The sequence below is a fragment of the Paenibacillus auburnensis genome (assembly GCF_927798115.1).
Lineage (GTDB): Bacteria > Bacillota > Bacilli > Paenibacillales > Paenibacillaceae > Paenibacillus_AQ > Paenibacillus_AQ auburnensis.
This window is the reverse complement of record NZ_CAKMMG010000001.1, coordinates 1261164-1275360: the sequence shown is the minus strand read 5'-3', so window position 1 is coordinate 1275360 and position 14197 is coordinate 1261164. Positions and strand designations below refer to the sequence as shown.

Annotated in this window: 16 protein-coding genes; 7 read left to right on the top strand and 9 right to left on the bottom strand. The window is 48.3% G+C overall.

The window, feature by feature from the left end; translation table 11 throughout:
* Nucleotides 1-428: 428 nt before the first annotated feature.
* From L6H70_RS05810 to L6H70_RS05800, 3 genes are all read left to right on the top strand, one after another.
* A complete protein-coding gene (locus L6H70_RS05810; protein WP_279306735.1) occupies nt 429-1685 on the top strand; it encodes an acyltransferase family protein in 1257 nt (418 codons plus the stop codon).
* A gap of 126 nt (nt 1686-1811) precedes the next feature.
* A complete protein-coding gene (locus L6H70_RS05805; protein ID WP_236330797.1) occupies nt 1812-2198 on the top strand; it encodes a collagen-like protein in 387 nt (128 codons plus the stop codon).
* 163 nt (nt 2199-2361) lie between these two features.
* Complete coding sequence (locus L6H70_RS05800; RefSeq protein WP_279306734.1) at nt 2362-2946, top strand: CGNR zinc finger domain-containing protein; 585 nt, start codon at nt 2362-2364, stop codon at nt 2944-2946.
* 80 nt (nt 2947-3026) lie between these two features.
* Here L6H70_RS05800 and L6H70_RS05795 read toward each other — a convergent pair whose 3' ends face one another.
* From L6H70_RS05795 to L6H70_RS05785, 3 genes are read right to left on the bottom strand one after another with little or no spacing between them, the layout of a single operon-like run.
* Nucleotides 3027-3227 (bottom strand): hypothetical protein, encoded by a 201-nt coding sequence (locus tag L6H70_RS05795; RefSeq protein ID WP_236330792.1) that lies wholly within the window; start codon nt 3225-3227, stop codon nt 3027-3029.
* Nucleotides 3224-3541, bottom strand: a complete 318-nt coding sequence (locus tag L6H70_RS05790; RefSeq protein WP_236330789.1) for a hypothetical protein — start codon at nt 3539-3541, stop codon at nt 3224-3226. Before L6H70_RS05790 ends, L6H70_RS05795 begins: the two co-directional genes overlap by 4 nt.
* 6 nt (nt 3542-3547) lie before the next feature.
* The gene (locus L6H70_RS05785; protein WP_236330786.1) at nt 3548-4576 is read right to left on the bottom strand and encodes a 1-aminocyclopropane-1-carboxylate deaminase/D-cysteine desulfhydrase; all 1029 of its coding nucleotides are present in this window, start codon (nt 4574-4576) and stop codon (nt 3548-3550) included.
* A 267-nt stretch (nt 4577-4843) separates the two neighbouring features.
* Here L6H70_RS05785 and L6H70_RS05780 point away from each other — a divergent pair, with 267 nt between their 5' ends.
* Nucleotides 4844-6064 carry a macrolide family glycosyltransferase gene (locus tag L6H70_RS05780; protein ID WP_236330783.1) on the top strand — a complete coding sequence of 407 codons (1221 nt, stop codon included), beginning with the start codon at nt 4844-4846 and terminating at the stop codon, nt 6062-6064.
* Nucleotides 6065-6137: 73 nt separating this feature from the next.
* Here L6H70_RS05780 and L6H70_RS05775 read toward each other — a convergent pair whose 3' ends face one another.
* Nucleotides 6138-6989: an alpha/beta hydrolase gene (locus L6H70_RS05775; RefSeq protein ID WP_236333158.1), complete on the bottom strand. Its 852-nt coding sequence runs from the start codon at nt 6987-6989 to the stop codon at nt 6138-6140.
* A gap of 283 nt (nt 6990-7272) precedes the next feature.
* Here L6H70_RS05775 and L6H70_RS05770 point away from each other — a divergent pair, with 283 nt between their 5' ends.
* A complete protein-coding gene (locus L6H70_RS05770; protein WP_236330780.1) occupies nt 7273-7650 on the top strand; it encodes a hypothetical protein in 378 nt (125 codons plus the stop codon).
* 114 nt (nt 7651-7764) lie between these two features.
* On the opposite strand, the gene L6H70_RS05765 is transcribed toward L6H70_RS05770, so the two are convergent.
* Together L6H70_RS05765 and L6H70_RS05760 are read right to left on the bottom strand one after the other, a co-directional pair.
* Entirely contained in the window at nt 7765-9045 is a 1281-nt protein-coding gene (locus L6H70_RS05765) for an MFS transporter (RefSeq protein ID WP_236330777.1), read from the bottom strand.
* Between the two features lie 36 nt (nt 9046-9081).
* Complete coding sequence (locus L6H70_RS05760) at nt 9082-9702, bottom strand: NUDIX hydrolase (protein ID WP_236330774.1); 621 nt, start codon at nt 9700-9702, stop codon at nt 9082-9084.
* Between the two features lie 133 nt (nt 9703-9835).
* Between L6H70_RS05760 and L6H70_RS05755 the strand changes: the two genes are divergently transcribed.
* Both L6H70_RS05755 and L6H70_RS05750 read left to right on the top strand, forming a co-directional pair.
* Nucleotides 9836-10918: a stalk domain-containing protein gene (locus L6H70_RS05755; protein ID WP_236330771.1), complete on the top strand. Its 1083-nt coding sequence runs from the start codon at nt 9836-9838 to the stop codon at nt 10916-10918.
* Nucleotides 10919-10970: 52 nt separating this feature from the next.
* Complete coding sequence (locus L6H70_RS05750; RefSeq protein ID WP_236330768.1) at nt 10971-11489, top strand: hypothetical protein; 519 nt, start codon at nt 10971-10973, stop codon at nt 11487-11489.
* Nucleotides 11490-11642: 153 nt separating this feature from the next.
* On the opposite strand, the gene kduD is transcribed toward L6H70_RS05750, so the two are convergent.
* From kduD to kduI, 3 genes are all read right to left on the bottom strand, one after another.
* Complete coding sequence (gene kduD, locus L6H70_RS05745) at nt 11643-12398, bottom strand: 2-dehydro-3-deoxy-D-gluconate 5-dehydrogenase KduD (protein ID WP_236330764.1); 756 nt, start codon at nt 12396-12398, stop codon at nt 11643-11645.
* 88 nt (nt 12399-12486) lie between these two features.
* The gene (locus L6H70_RS05740; RefSeq protein ID WP_236330761.1) at nt 12487-13242 is read right to left on the bottom strand and encodes a DeoR/GlpR family DNA-binding transcription regulator; all 756 of its coding nucleotides are present in this window, start codon (nt 13240-13242) and stop codon (nt 12487-12489) included.
* Nucleotides 13243-13276: 34 nt separating this feature from the next.
* Nucleotides 13277-14110 carry a 5-dehydro-4-deoxy-D-glucuronate isomerase gene (gene kduI, locus L6H70_RS05735; RefSeq protein ID WP_054940971.1) on the bottom strand — a complete coding sequence of 278 codons (834 nt, stop codon included), beginning with the start codon at nt 14108-14110 and terminating at the stop codon, nt 13277-13279.
* Between the last annotated feature and the right edge of the window lie 87 nt (nt 14111-14197).

The following is a 14197-nucleotide window of genomic DNA, read 5'->3' as shown; positions in this document are numbered from 1 at the left end:
TATTTAAAGTTGAACTCTTGTGAAAGTTTTCTCTAATCCATACCATAAAGCATAACGATTCAGCAGAAAAATATATATATATTTTCGTTATCCATCAATTTTGACCTAGAAGGCAGGTCATCATTTATTTTACTCTCGTAGGATCAGGAATATCCAAAGTCTTTCAAATGACAATCATGCACCATGGGGACTATTGCAGCCATGGCATATTTTTTACGGAATAGCATAATCCTTGAAGGATTTTCCAATGATTTATGGAAAGATAGGAGTACCTGAAATTGATGTACATAGCCATTGTAAGCGGGGGAGTAGCGGGCATGCGGATACGGTGTTCTAGCTTCGGTTATCCTGTCAGGTTCCACGGCCATTTCGTTGTCTACGCGGGCGATCATTTGTCGGGAAGTCAATTCGGAAAAGAGGAATAGCTGATGTCAAGGTATAGGTTAGGCAATACCCAATTAACAGGAGCGGATGGCGTTCGTGCGATCGCTTGCTTGTCAGTCATCCTGCATCATGTATCACAACGTCTGGCAATGCCCGCGCAAAAACATTGGCTTCAAGAAGTGCAGTCGGTTGTCCTGCTTGGGAACAGCGGGGTCAGCCTGTTTTTCGTGTTAAGCGGATTTTTGCTGTCGTTTCCCTTTTGGAGTGCATATTTGGATAATGAGGCGTATCCTAGTATCCGGAAATATGCAGTCCGCCGCGCTGCAAGAATTATGCCCGGTTTTTATGTTTCGTTTTTGGTTTGCCTATTGCTTGTATGGAGACTGGATATTCCTACGGAGTTCTTGTGGCGGCGAATCTTAACGGGTTTTACATTTACTTCGGGCTTTCACTATACCACGTTTTTCCCGTCTGACTTGAATGGGCCATTCTGGTCGATCAGCTTCGAGGTGTTCTCCTACATACTTATGCCTTTATTTATGGCTTTATTGTTTATGCTCAGCAAGCGCCGTTCCTTCGGAAAGGCGATCGTGTTCTGGGTCGCCGCGTTTGGAGTGATGCTGGTCGCCAACTCGCTTGTACACCGTTGGTTTACGCCTGGCGAGAATGGCCGGGGCTGGGATTATGGCCAGCTCGGCGGTGCGAAATACTGGATGCCGAATTACAATCCTATCGGCTTCTTCGGGCACTTTACCATCGGCATTCTTGCTGCGGGCGTGACCGTCGCGATTCTGCAGCGCGGCTCCGCAATTGAGCGACTGCGCAAGCTTGGGCTTTTTGACGCAGTCGGCATAGCCGCCTTGGTGCTTGCAGGTTTGCTAATCTGGCGTATGCGCCATCAAGACGAATTTGATTTCAGCCTTCAGCATCAACCGTACTACTTTCCCGCTTATGCCATTTTGTTCGGGGTCGTGCTATTGTCAGCACCGTTCAGCGTGATCCTAGGGCGATGGCTGGATAACCGCTTTTTCCGATATACTGCGAAGGTTTCGTTTGGTCTATATATCTGGCATTATTTGTTCATTACGTTAATCGAAAAGTACGGCATCAAGGATTATCGCTATTTCGGGATCGCTGATGTGTGGCGATGGCTGGGCATTAGCATATCGGTTGTCGCAATCTCGTATGCGGCGGCGACGATCTCTTATTATGTCATAGAGCAGCCATTCATCAACTGGTCGAAGGGCAAACCGTTCTTTCGGCGTAAGCGGAAGGATACACACTTGGTTGAAGCTACATAAGTTATTTCTTCTCAAAAGAAGATTTAGCAGCTCGAGAAAATTTACATTTCCATGGAATCCGCCCAAGCGTCTTCTCCGCGAATACATATGATGATTATGCCTACTCAATGAAAGGAGCGATCACATATGGGATTTTTTCCAACGCCGGGACCCGGTGGAGGATTTCCGGGATTCCCGGGCGGACCTGGCGGACCAGGAGGACCAGGAGGACCAGGGGGGCCAGGCGGATTTCCCGGAACTCCGGGAGGTGCACCGGGGGGCGTTCAAGCCCCGACGTCTCCGCCGCCGCAATTCGTACCGCAAATGTCGGTCACCACATTTGCCGTCGACCCAGGCGGGATCAGACCCTGCCTGTTCCGCAACACATATATTTGGCTGAACAATGGCGAGCAATTCTGGTTCTTCCCGGTATTCGTCGGACGCAATTCTGTTGCAGGGTTCAGATGGTTTGGGTTCTTCTGGGGTTACTTTGGCATTGATTTGAACCGGATCCGCTCGTTCACCTGCTTCTAAGGCAGCGATAGAGAACAGCCAGCAGGCTGTTCTTTTTTGTTGTGTGATTTATCGTGGTTTCCTCAAAGAGCATGGGGTAAAGACCGGTTAATATGCTTTGTCAGAACTTTTGATTGTGATAAGATAATAGGATGACAATGACTAAGCTGCTTAAGGAGTTATCATGAGGGCTAAATTTAATTTTTTTTCCGGTAATCCGTCACTGGATTTGATTAATACAGAAGAAATGAGGAGAGGGAAGCGAGTTGATTTGCTCTCCAATATAGATGACCTCATACACTGGTTTCAAACGCTGGTACACATGGGGGCTTTTTCACAGGAACAGTTCGCCGACCTTGGCGGGCAGCCGGATGAAGGAGTGCTTAATGCGCTTAAGACATTGCGGGCAATTATTCGTGAACTGTTTGAAAAAGCCGCGAACAACGGAATTCCCCCCCTTGAATTGATCGAGAAGTTGGAACTATTCACCAAGAACGCACCCTTTGCCTATAAATATAAGGAAGACCGCCTGATTCCCGTACCTACTGGATCTTTTCAATCATCGCTCCTTTCCCTGATCGCTCTAGACGCCTTGGATATATGCACAAGCGGCAAGCTTCCTGAGCTGCACCGCTGTGAGAATCCTCAATGTATTTGGCTCTACTTGGATTCTACCGGCAAACGGAAATGGTGCTCAATGAAACTATGCGGAAATCGAATGAAGGCTTCGAGATTTAAGCTGAAATCTGAAGAGCAGCCAGAGAGTTGATCCGTAAATGAAAAGACCAATCAAATAAAGGGCAGAACTCCTATCAGTAGGAGTTCTGCCCTTTATTTCGTGGATATACATTACGCTTTACTGCGGGTTTCCCAAAGGCGGTTAATGCGGTCCAGTTGCCCCAGTGTGTAAGCAATATGGCAAAGATCGTGGACGAGCACCCATGCAGCTGTGCGGCCCTCCTCAGGAACTTCTCCCCAGCACAGAACGCCGCGGCTTAAATCGATGGGAGCAGGCAGCAACTGGCTGTCCTGAATATTATCGAACGTCATGGTGAGTCTTTTTTGGTCTCGGTCAACAAATCCTCCAGTTGTTCATGATCGCCGGATACACCAAATTCATTAGCCCGGTTGCGGTCCGCCGGAATGCCGCCAACCACTTCGCCGATCCAATAGCCTGCAGAGCCAAGCAAATGATAGGCAAGGACAAAAGGGCTGTTGTTCATATGCTCTGGCTTCCAGTTCAATGCTTCGGGAGGAAGGTTTCGAATAATTTTGAAGACATCCTCCAGTAGACCTTCAGCAATCACTTTCAAATCTTTGCCGACCTCAGCAGCGATAGTCGTTTGCTGTCCATTTATTGACATCTTTCTTCATCTCACCTTCATTTTATTATAGGAAGTAATAGCTGAATCATAATGGAATAACAGCGGGAAACCTCCAGTATGAACGAATACAGCCGCGTCATACTGGATTAATTGCCCAGTCTGTCCCATGTGCAGCAGCGCCGCCATCGCTTTTCCGGTATACACAGGATCAAGGAAGATCCCCTCGGTTGCGGCAGCGGTATAAATCGCATGACAGCACTCCTCCGTGACCTCTCCATATCCGGATCCGATAAAACGATCCTCTATCCAAATCCCGTCAGACAACACCTCATGCCTATACCCGGCAAGACGCAATGTTTCGGTAGCCACTTTTGCCGTTTTCTCAATTTTGACAGGTGTTTTGCCGCTTACGCTGACACCCAAAATATCGAGCGAATGGGATACGACGCTGGCTCCGGCCACTAACCCGGCATGTGTTCCACATGTGCCTGTAGCAACGACAATAAGGATCCTTTTCTTATTCAATCCGAGCGAATCGAGCTGCTGAACCAGTTCCTCCACGGCAAGAATATAGCCTACTGTCCCTAGAGGGTCTGTGCCGCCTTCAGGAATAATGCAGGGTTTACCGCCTTTGTTCGTAATTTGGCTGGCCACTTCAGCCATGACTTCATTAACCATCTCCAGCGGTGGACGCCCGGCAGGGGGAGTGACAAAGGTAAACTCGGATTCCAACAAGTGATCCAAGAATAAATTGCCGTGTTTTTCCGTACCCGGGATACCGCTCAACACCAGATGGGGCTTTAATCCGAGCTTGCGGGAAGCAGCGGCTGTAAGATGGGCATGATTTGACTGTACGGCTCCTGTTGTAATCACATGGGTTATACCGTCTGTTACTGCCTTGCCGAGCTGAAATTCGAGTTTTCTCGCCTTATTCCCGCCGCCTCCAAGCCCGCTCATATCTTCTCTTTTGATGTAGAGAGGACATCCTAATTGCAAGGACAACTGTTCTGCAGGCTGTAAGGGGGTGGGCCAAGCCCCCAGCCTGACTCGTGGCAATGATCCGATTACGTTCACTTCATCTCCTCCATGAGTTTAGTTTTTTATTTGCGTAATGAAAATTGGGAAACTGGGAAAGCAACGGTCCTATTCCTATGTGATTAAATTTAACACCGAATAAACTAACCGTCAATTGTAATTCAAAGGGTTAGTTTTTTGATTTTCAACAGTGACCGCTATAATATCCGGCTTCTCTGCTAGTTTCCGTGGCAGGCATCGCCTCTTTGCTGCTAAAATGAGCATGGAACGGGCGGGATTGAACAGTATACTTAAGGAGTGGAGTATATGGCACGTGTTTTATTTATTAATGGCGGATCAGAGGGACATATCAATCCAACGATCGGAGTGGTGCAGGAGCTTATTTCGCGTGGAGAAGAGGTGGTGTACTTTTGTATAGAGGCTTTCCGGGAACGAATAGAAAAGACGGGGGCTTCGGTACGAACCTTTGATGATCAAAAATTGATCAAAGCCTTTATCTCAGGCGGAAGAAACTATGTACTTGAGAGAGTCAACGGTCTTTTACTTACGGCAGATATCATTATACCAAGCGTTCTTGAACAGATCGAAGGAGAGCATTTCGATTACATCATCCATGATTCCATGTTTGGCTGCGGACATATGCTTGCTCATATTCTTAAGCTTCCTGCAGTCAACTCCTCCACTTCTTTTGCGCAGACCAAAGATTCATTCCATAAAATGCTGGAACCATTGTTCACAGAAGTCTCTCCAGAAATAGCTGAACCTATAAAGGATAAATTTAATAGCCTGACGGCAATGATGAAGGAAAAATACGGGGTGGAGATCCATTCTCCTTACGAAGTGTTTTGTAATCCTGCACCGCTTACAATTGTTTATACAACAAGAGAGTTTCAGCCGGACGGAGAAGCGTTTGACCAAACGTATAAATTTGTAGGCCCATCCATCTCTTCGGGATTCACTCAAGAAAACTTCGGCTCTCCTGCAATCGAGGAAAAAAACCTTATTTACATTTCACTGGGTACGGTATTTAACCAAGCTATTGATTTCTATAAGCTTTGTTTGGAGGCTTTTAAGAACACGGACCATCCGATTGTCATGGCAATTGGGAATAAAGTTCACATATCAGATTTAGGGGAAATTCCTAAAAACTTCACGGTTAAAAATTACGTTCCGCAAACGGATGTCTTGCAACAAGCGAAATTATTCATTACCCATGGCGGAATGAACAGTACCCATGAAGGTCTCTATTACGGGGTTCCGCTAATTGTAATCCCGCAAAGCGCGGATCAGCCGATCCTTGCCAGACAAGTCGCCACTATTGGAGCGGGCATTCAATTACAAATGCAAAGCTTGACCGCAAATCAACTACGGGAAGCCGCAGACCATGTATTAAGTCACTCATCCTTTAAGCAATCTGTCGCCAATATTAGGGAGTCCTTTCAAAAAGCAGGCGGGTCTCATCAAGCCGTAAATGAGATTTTCCAATTTTGGACTCTGCATTTCGAATCGCTGCAAAGGTTCGACTAGCATAACGAAAACCACTAAGCATTAACTTAGTGGTTTTGTTATACTTAGTGATTTTGTTATACAAAGGAAAGCCTCAATTGTCCTCAAGAATCCACTGGCGTAGTTCTTTGTCAAAGGTTTGGGGTTCCTCAAACATCGGATTATGACCACTATGCTCAAAAATCACTTTTTTCACGTGCGCATAGGTTTCATCTACAGAATTCCAAAGTGAAACAGGGGCTACCAAATAATCATACCTTCCTAAACCGATAAATACCGGCTTGTTGAGAGTAGCGAGAGATTGGATAAGATCCAATTCTCCGAATGCTTCCCCCCACAGATGATCCATGATTGGCATATTCGTGTAGACATCTTTCCACATATAAGCTGCATCAAAGGTATAGTCATAAAAGCTTTGGGCGCTCATCCGGATACACATATGAACGAATCGCCGCTCAGGATCCTTCTGAATGTCACTTTCTAACAGAGAAAAATCCAACTCAAACTGCCTTTGTCTCCCTGGACTTGCCGTCTCATTAAAAAATTCAAAACTTTGACGCTGTCTTTCCTTGCTGTTTGTTGGTGCCGAATTTAATAAGACAACTTTATGGACATGGGAGGGATACTTTCTGGCATATTCCAAGGCCATGAACGCATGTCCTGAATGCCCTAACAGGATGAAATGGGTTAAGTTAAGCTCCTGTCTCGCTGTCTCTATATCATCTAATACTTTGTCCAATCTATAATCTTCGGGTTGCAGTATACGGGGCGGCTTCACAAATCCTCTATGATCAAGGAAAATAAACTGGAAGGTATCATATAAGTCTTCCGGGAATAGTTGAGGATAATAAACACTGCTGCCTATCACCAAAACCGGCTTTCCAGTTCCTTTAACACAATAATTCAGTTCAAATCCATCGCTATGGATAGTATGGGTTGTATTCATTTTCATCGTCCTCATTTCTTTATTGTTCTACACATCACTCCTTCCCTTCGCAGATTCCATTACATTTTCCATGGAACGTTCTAACATTCCGATCACCTCAAATATTGTGGCTTATTATAAATGTTATGCTAGCATAATTTCCGGTGCGGTGCATGCATCTTATGGAACGGGGAAAACGATATTTTATACAATAATTATCGCGGCTGAACCGTTGGGATGTTGTCATGGCGGGCACAACCGGGTAATAGAGATTAATAGAAGTCATGGAAATGGAGGGGAGACTATGATATCACAAGCATTATCCGGAATCAGCCCGGTGCAGGCCATTGCCGCCTACGGCGGTACTCAGAGTGATGTCAGTTCCCTGGAGAAGCAACGCGACCGGCTTATGATGGAGCTGGACAAGGTGAATGCGGCGCAGAGCGATGAGGTGCAGACAATTAACCGTAGGGAGCAGCTGCAGCGGCAAATCCGGCTGTTAGAGGCCCAGCTCACTCGAAAAATCGGGAGCAGCACATCAGTTGATGTGGTATCTGCTTCCCTGCAAGATCAGCCCCCAATCTGGAAGACTTTAGGAAAAGGGGGCTTTAAGGGCATCGGTCTGGCCGATCCCCGGACGGCTACAGTGGACTCGGAGGGTCATTTCAACGCACTGATTTAACTTTAACCGTAAAAAGGGCCATTGCTGCAGATAGCAATGGCCCTTTTTGTCATTTGGAGCGGATGATTCTCTTGAAGGCAGAGAGCTGATTAGTCCCTTGGCTCCAGTGCCCGTTTAATGAGTCTGTTCATTTCTGGACGAACTCTCTTCGACGTTCCGTAGAGATTTAGCATATATTATCCCGACGGCAACGGCCGAGTAGGTCAGGCAGGAGGCAAAGATGTACAGCTTCACAATGCCGAAGGTTTCAGCCGCCCAGGCCATGCCAAACAGCGAGATGCAGAAGAAGAGATGAAGGACTGCTGCCTGTGCGGACAAAACCTTCGGCAGCTGCTCGCTGTTCACGCTGTGCTGGACAAGTGTTCTGCGGGTCACGGCGCTAAGCTCAGCGAATGGTCCCATTGCCAGCACGAGTATCAACGCGGCAACCAGATGGGTGTTGATAGCATACAGAAAAGTAAGCAGGCCGTAACCGGCCATGCCAATCAGCATATAGCGCAGCAGCCTGCTGCCGATTCGCCGGACCGCCGAGATTACCAGCAATCCCCCGCCGATCGTGCCGGCAAAATATATGGAATTGATAAATCCCCACCATTCCTCACCCTGTCCCAGCGCCTCCTGCACAAAAATCAGGGTAAACGCTCCGACCCAGACGGAACCTCCGAGCATATCGATGGCATCAATCGCAGTTAGCGCCCGCAGACTTGGTGTTCGCCAGATGATCTTCCAGCCTTCGGTCAAGACCGACCCTCGGGAAGGAACAGCCAGGCTCTCGGCAGCATTACCGGAAGGATTGTTTGTCTCCCTGCTGGTTTGCGGTTCTTTAATCCGCAGGGTGAGCAGGGCTGCCAGGGCATAGATAACTGCGGTAAGTAGAAGGGTAGAAGTTGTTCCGATCCAAACAATGATGATCCCGCTAAGTCCCCACCCGGCAAATTGCACGATCTGGTCGCTGACGGATAACAGGCCGTTGGCCCGCAGCAGTCCTTCACGCGAGCTGGTAAGCCGCGGAACGAGTGCATTACGCGCCGGAACTGTCCAGCCGTCCAGAAAAGACATGGCAAAGATCAGCGTGAACAAGATTAACAGTGAAGCACCGCTGCCTTGGACTCCCAAGTAGACTGCCATTGCTGCAAAAAACAGAAATTGTCCGGTCTGGGAGAGCAGGAGCAGCCGGGAAAGTCTAAAGCGTGCAATCAGGAGAGGCGCGATCAGGCCGCTGAGCATTTGCGAGAGTGAACGGAAGAGCGGGACCAGTGTGGCTGAGATTAGACTGCCCGTATGGTCCAGCACCAGTACGGTTAAGGCCATAATGTAGAGGACATCTGCAGAATTTGCTGCCGATTGGGTCCCCCATAAATAATAAAAGGAAGGGCTAAGACGCGTTTTGGTCATTGAAATCTCCATAATCCAGTACGGAATTTGGTATAATTAAGCAAAAGTGGCGGAAATGCCTGCGATGATCTGCAAGTAATAACTTGCCTCATGGGGGACAAAGCGGCTGATATCGGCCAGCTCGTCGATAGGCTTCCGTGAATCCCCGTCCATCCGGAAGCCGCGGATCCGGATCGAATCGGCTTGGCCTTCCCAGAGCTTACTGAAGTCAGCAAAACTGGCAGTTACGATTCCGGCTACTTCCTCTTGCTGCAGGCTGAAGGCCTCCATAGGCAGGGTGTTCTTATGCAAGAACACATGAGCCCGTTCACGGTCGAGGAAACCTTCCTTATCCATCGTATACGGAATGATCCCAAGCGGAAACAGCTCATGATAAGTTACCAAGATACCCAGCTCTTCCTGTACTTCACGTATACCATCTTCCGGAACCTCATGGGCCAGCAAATGTCCGGCTGCGGTAATATCCAGTAGCCCCGCATAATCCCGCTTCTGCTCACTCCGCAACTGAAGGTAAATGGATAAGCCTTCAGGCTCCTGGCCGACAAACCAGCAGTGAAAGGTCTCATGCCACAGCCCCAGACGGTGCACCTCATCGCGGGGGGCAGCACCGGTAACATTGCCAAGATCATCAAAGGTAGTCAGTATTTCTTCATTCATGCTTTAAACCCCTTTTACAAGTAAGATTAGGCTCTTAACCCAGGTGGAGATTGCCGGAAATCATCTCTGGTTAAGGTTTTTAGAGCACATCTTTATACCACGTCAGCTAAATATAGCATAAGGAGGAATGTATATGAACACCCTGTTGAACTCCCGTCTGAGCAAACTGGTCATCGCGGTATCATTGATCTTGTCAGGCCTGTTTCTGGGAAACGGGACTTCGCTTGTTTACGCGGATTCTCCCGTTACATCAACCGCTATTTATAAAGCCTATCTGAATGTGGATATCGTAGCCGATGCCGAGAAAAACGGGTTAAGCCGCACAGTTGCAGAGTTTCTGGTATCCCCTAACCATCAGCTGGATGAGAAGGCAGCTGTTATTAATGCTCTGTATGCCGATATAAGCTGGTCGGATAAAGAGCATGCAGAGGAATATGCGCAGCTGGTATACGGCAAATCAACCGCGTCACTAGACAAGTCTAAGCTTAGTGCGCAGGAGATGTTTGTTATTGGCTATCTTAAGGTACTGGACCATTATCTGGACCCGGATATCACCTGGATTACCGCAGCACAGAAGGCATTACCGGACAGCCTGACGGTTGCCTTGATCAAAGCCTTGGCGGAATCGCAGCAGAATATGGACTGCAGCTGGGTCATAACGGAGCAGGTGCTTAACGATACGAAGCTGACCAAGGATATGAGACAAGAAGCGATAGATATCATCACCGATTATATGGTGCTGTATAAGGGCAGTTCGTGCCAGAGTGTCGGGCAGCCGGCCGTGAATGACTTAGTGGATGATATTTTGCAGGATGCTGTTGTAATGTCGATCGGACACTCTGTTGTACTGGTCAAAGGCAATAAGGCTGTAATTGATGCTGCTAATTCCAGTGTGGTGCCCTACCTCCGGGAAGGTACAACGATGGTTCCTCTGAAATTTATTGCCGCAAAGTTCGGTGCTTCAATTAGCGTCAATGCCAAGAAGCTGGAAGCCACCGTGCAATATCACAATCAGAAGACCTCCATAACAAAGGTTGAGATCCGAAATGGGCGGACCTTTGTACCGCTCAGAGCCGTGATGAATAGTATCAAGAAACAAATTTACTATGATCAAGGACTGATCATTATAACCGGCAATATTTCACTGGACCCGCTGGATCAACAGAATAAACTGGCAGCAGAGCAGATTCGAAATGTGCTGCTGTATATGGACTGATGAGCCCGTATCAGATCAGATTATTTAGGTAAATAAACAGAGGAGCGGTGTTATGTATCTGGCCAAGATGGATTCTGTAACATTTCAGACTTTAAGTGATGAGCGGCTGGGGCGGCACTGTATGGAACCGGCGTTTGCGCTTATCCGCGGCAAATCTCCTGAAGTCAAAGCAGAGGTAATAGCTCAGCTCAGCAGGGGGCAGAAGGCGCTTTGCATGTTCCGGGTATTCTTCGATCACGCCCACAAGTCCGCAGCGGAGTATTATGCCTGGATTTCCTATATGCTGGATACACCCGGATATTGGAACGGAGTCCAAGAAGGGTTGTTGTTCTTTGAAGATACTGCAATGATCCTGCTGCTGGAGGAGACCAGAAGGATGCTGGAACTGCGGAACAACAGGCTGGGACTGCAGTGGAGTGAGGCTGCATTCAAAGATATGGAGCAGGATCAAGAACTGGCCGGACAGATCAGAGGGTTATACGAACGCTTCGGGCAGCTGTCCGGGCAGAGTTTGGCCAACATCGCTGCGTATATCCGTACACACCCGGAGGAATTTGTGGAACTGAGTTAAATGAACCTATACCACACGGATATTCTCAGGCGGATGGGATATATGATCTTCTCGAAAACATCTTAAATATCAGCAAAAAAACACCCGGATGTCTGAGGCATCCGGGTGAAGCTGTATGTGATCAACCTAATTCATTCGGAGGAAAAACGGTTATTATCTAGCCAGCCATCCGCCGTCTACAGCCAGTACGTGGCCGTTCAGGTAATCGGAAGCAGCGGAAGCCAGGAATACAGCAGGGCCTTTAACGTCTTCGGCAGTTCCCCAGCGACCTGCAGGAATACGGTCGAGGATGGAGTCGGAGCGGCTCTGGTCAGCACGGATCGGTGCTGTATTTTCTGTTGCCATGTAGCCTGGAGCAATAGCGTTAACGTTCAGGCCGTATTGTGCCCATTCATTAGCGAAGGCTTTGGTCAGACCGGCAACGGCATGTTTACTTGCTGTGTAGCCAGGAACGTTGATACCGCCCTGGTAGGAGAGCATGGAGCAGATGTTGATGATTTTGCCGGTTCCTCTTTCCAGGAAGTGGCGGCCGGCGATTTGCGACAGCAGGAATACAGTGTTCTGGTTGAGGTTGATAACGTCGAACCAGTCTTTTTCACTGTGGTCTTTGGCTGGAGTACGGCGGATCATGCCTGCGCAGTTCACGAGAATATCCACATGGCCGGTCAATTCCAGCGCTTGGTCAAATGCTCCTTGCAGCTTGCTGTGATCGCTCAGGTCAGCTTCGATGCTGAGAGCTTTAACGCCGTAAGCTTCAGCCGCTTTTACGGATTCTTCACTGCTGTTCAAGGAAATGGATACAACGTCTGCGCCTGCTTCAGCGAAGGCCAGCAGAATGCCTTGACCAAGACCTTGAGCTGCTCCGGTTACGATTGCTGTTTTGCCTGCCAAACTGAATAATGATGACATAATATAATTCGCTCCTTTTAATTTACGTAATGGTAGATGGATAGGGGAGTCTTACTCTGAGAAGCAGCTCCCGTCTTTGTAATGAGATTTAACCGACTTCAATATTGATGCCTGCACTGCGGAACTGTTCTGCCGTTTCGGACACAAGACCGCTGTCTGTAAGCAGCACATCGACTTCCTGTAATGAAGCAAAGGTGCGCAGCGCGGTATGCCCGAATTTGTGGTGGTCGCAAGCGGCGAATACCTTGCGCGCAGTAGTAACGAGTGCCTGCTTGAAATCAATTAAATCTCCGGTGTAAATTGACAGTCCATGCTCGATATGCACGGCTGTAGCCGACAAAAATGCTTTTTGTATATTTAGCTTTTGCACGTAGGCGACGGCTTCGGGACCGGCCAGCATATTGCGGACACGGTAACCCCCCGGAACGACCAGACGGATGTTATTTTTAGGAACCAGCTCGCTGATGATATATACATCATTGGTAACAACCGTTAGAGGCATATTATCCAGCCGCCGGGCAATTTCCAGCGTAGTGCTTCCGCCGTCCAGGGCAATGATGTCATCCTCTTCGATATGGGTGATAGCGCGCAGAGCAATCTCGGTTTTTTCGTCGGAGTACTTATCCAGCGGGGTCCTTACAGGCAGAATGCCGAACTGATCGCTTTGTGCCAGCACAGCACCGCCATGCACACGCATAATAAGTCCTTGCTCCTCCAGCTTGCTTAAGTCCTCGCGGATTGTTTTTCCGCTTACCTGGAGCTTCTCGCTCAGCTCGTTCACCGTTACATCCTTCTGGTTCAGCATTACTTCCATAATCATCTCGTGTCGCCGTATCGGGTTCATCCGCCTGCCTCGTCTTTCCGTAGTTGTTTTTATTCTATTTTAATTCTTTCATACCTACGGGGTCCATATCATCATATCGTTTGTTGTCTCCGGCCATGCTCCAGATGAAGGTATAGTTGTGTGTACCTACACCGCTGTGAATCGACCAGCTTGGAGAAATAACCGCCTGTTCGTTGTGCATCACGATGTGGCGGGTTTCCGTAGGCTCGCCCATCAGGTGGAACACAATGGAATCGTCCGGAAGATCGAAATAGAAGTAAGCTTCCATCCGGCGCGGGTGAGTATGGGAAGGCATTGTATTCCACATGCTGCCCGGTTTCAACTGGGTCATCCCCATAACGAGCTGCGCGCTTTGTACGCCGTTCGTATGGATGAAGCGGTGAATGGTGCGTTCGTTGGAGTTCTCTAGGCCGCCAAGTGCGCCGGATTCGGATTCAGCCAGCGTTGTTTTGGTAGTAGGGTAGGACTGGTGTGCAGGAGCCGAGTTCAGGTAGAACTTTGCCGGCTTTGCGCTGTCGGCGCTTTTGAACACGACATCCTTGGATCCTTGTCCGACATACAGACATTCTTTGAAATCTATCTCATATTCGGTTCCGTCGACAACTACCGAACCTTTGCCACCGACATTGATGATCCCGAGCTCGCGGCGTTCCAGGAAGTAGGTTACTCCAAGCTCTTTCAGGTCAGTGGTCAGTACGACATCCTCATTTACCGGATTAGCACCGCCAACGATCATGCGGTCTTCATGGGTCAGGACAAGCTTCAGTTCATCCGGAGCAAAAATGACAGGAATGTGGAACTCCTTGCGCAGGCGCTCGGTGTCAAACTGCTTAACTTCATTCGGGTGTGATGCAAAACGTCTTTCCATTGCGGATTCAATCCCCTTCGCAAACGTATTTTCGTTCGTATAGGTACAATTTAATCCATATACGTTCATTTGGCAAGACATAATCTT

Bases quoted from the DNA above. Each gene is read 5' to 3' on its own strand.
- L6H70_RS05800 (WP_279306734.1), top strand. From the start codon at position 2,362: ATGAGGGCTAAATTTAATTTTTTTTCCGGTAATCCGTCACTGGATTTG.
- L6H70_RS05760 (WP_236330774.1), bottom strand. From the start codon at position 9,702: ATGAATGAAGAAATACTGACTACCTTTGATGATCTTGGCAATGTTACC.
- kduD (WP_236330764.1), bottom strand. From the start codon at position 12,398: ATGTCATCATTATTCAGTTTGGCAGGCAAAACAGCAATCGTAACCGGA.
- L6H70_RS05740 (WP_236330761.1), bottom strand. From the start codon at position 13,242: ATGAACCCGATACGGCGACACGAGATGATTATGGAAGTAATGCTGAAC.
- L6H70_RS05810 (WP_279306735.1), top strand. From the start codon at position 429: ATGTCAAGGTATAGGTTAGGCAATACCCAATTAACAGGAGCGGATGGC.
- L6H70_RS05780 (WP_236330783.1), top strand. From the start codon at position 4,844: ATGGCACGTGTTTTATTTATTAATGGCGGATCAGAGGGACATATCAAT.
- L6H70_RS05755 (WP_236330771.1), top strand. From the start codon at position 9,836: ATGAACACCCTGTTGAACTCCCGTCTGAGCAAACTGGTCATCGCGGTA.
- L6H70_RS05775 (WP_236333158.1), bottom strand. From the start codon at position 6,989: ATGAATACAACCCATACTATCCATAGCGATGGATTTGAACTGAATTAT.
- L6H70_RS05765 (WP_236330777.1), bottom strand. From the start codon at position 9,045: ATGACCAAAACGCGTCTTAGCCCTTCCTTTTATTATTTATGGGGGACC.
- L6H70_RS05795 (WP_236330792.1), bottom strand. From the start codon at position 3,227: ATGACGTTCGATAATATTCAGGACAGCCAGTTGCTGCCTGCTCCCATC.
- L6H70_RS05750 (WP_236330768.1), top strand. From the start codon at position 10,971: ATGTATCTGGCCAAGATGGATTCTGTAACATTTCAGACTTTAAGTGAT.
- L6H70_RS05790 (WP_236330789.1), bottom strand. From the start codon at position 3,541: ATGTCAATAAATGGACAGCAAACGACTATCGCTGCTGAGGTCGGCAAA.
- L6H70_RS05805 (WP_236330797.1), top strand. From the start codon at position 1,812: ATGGGATTTTTTCCAACGCCGGGACCCGGTGGAGGATTTCCGGGATTC.
- kduI (WP_054940971.1), bottom strand. From the start codon at position 14,110: ATGGAAAGACGTTTTGCATCACACCCGAATGAAGTTAAGCAGTTTGAC.
- L6H70_RS05770 (WP_236330780.1), top strand. From the start codon at position 7,273: ATGATATCACAAGCATTATCCGGAATCAGCCCGGTGCAGGCCATTGCC.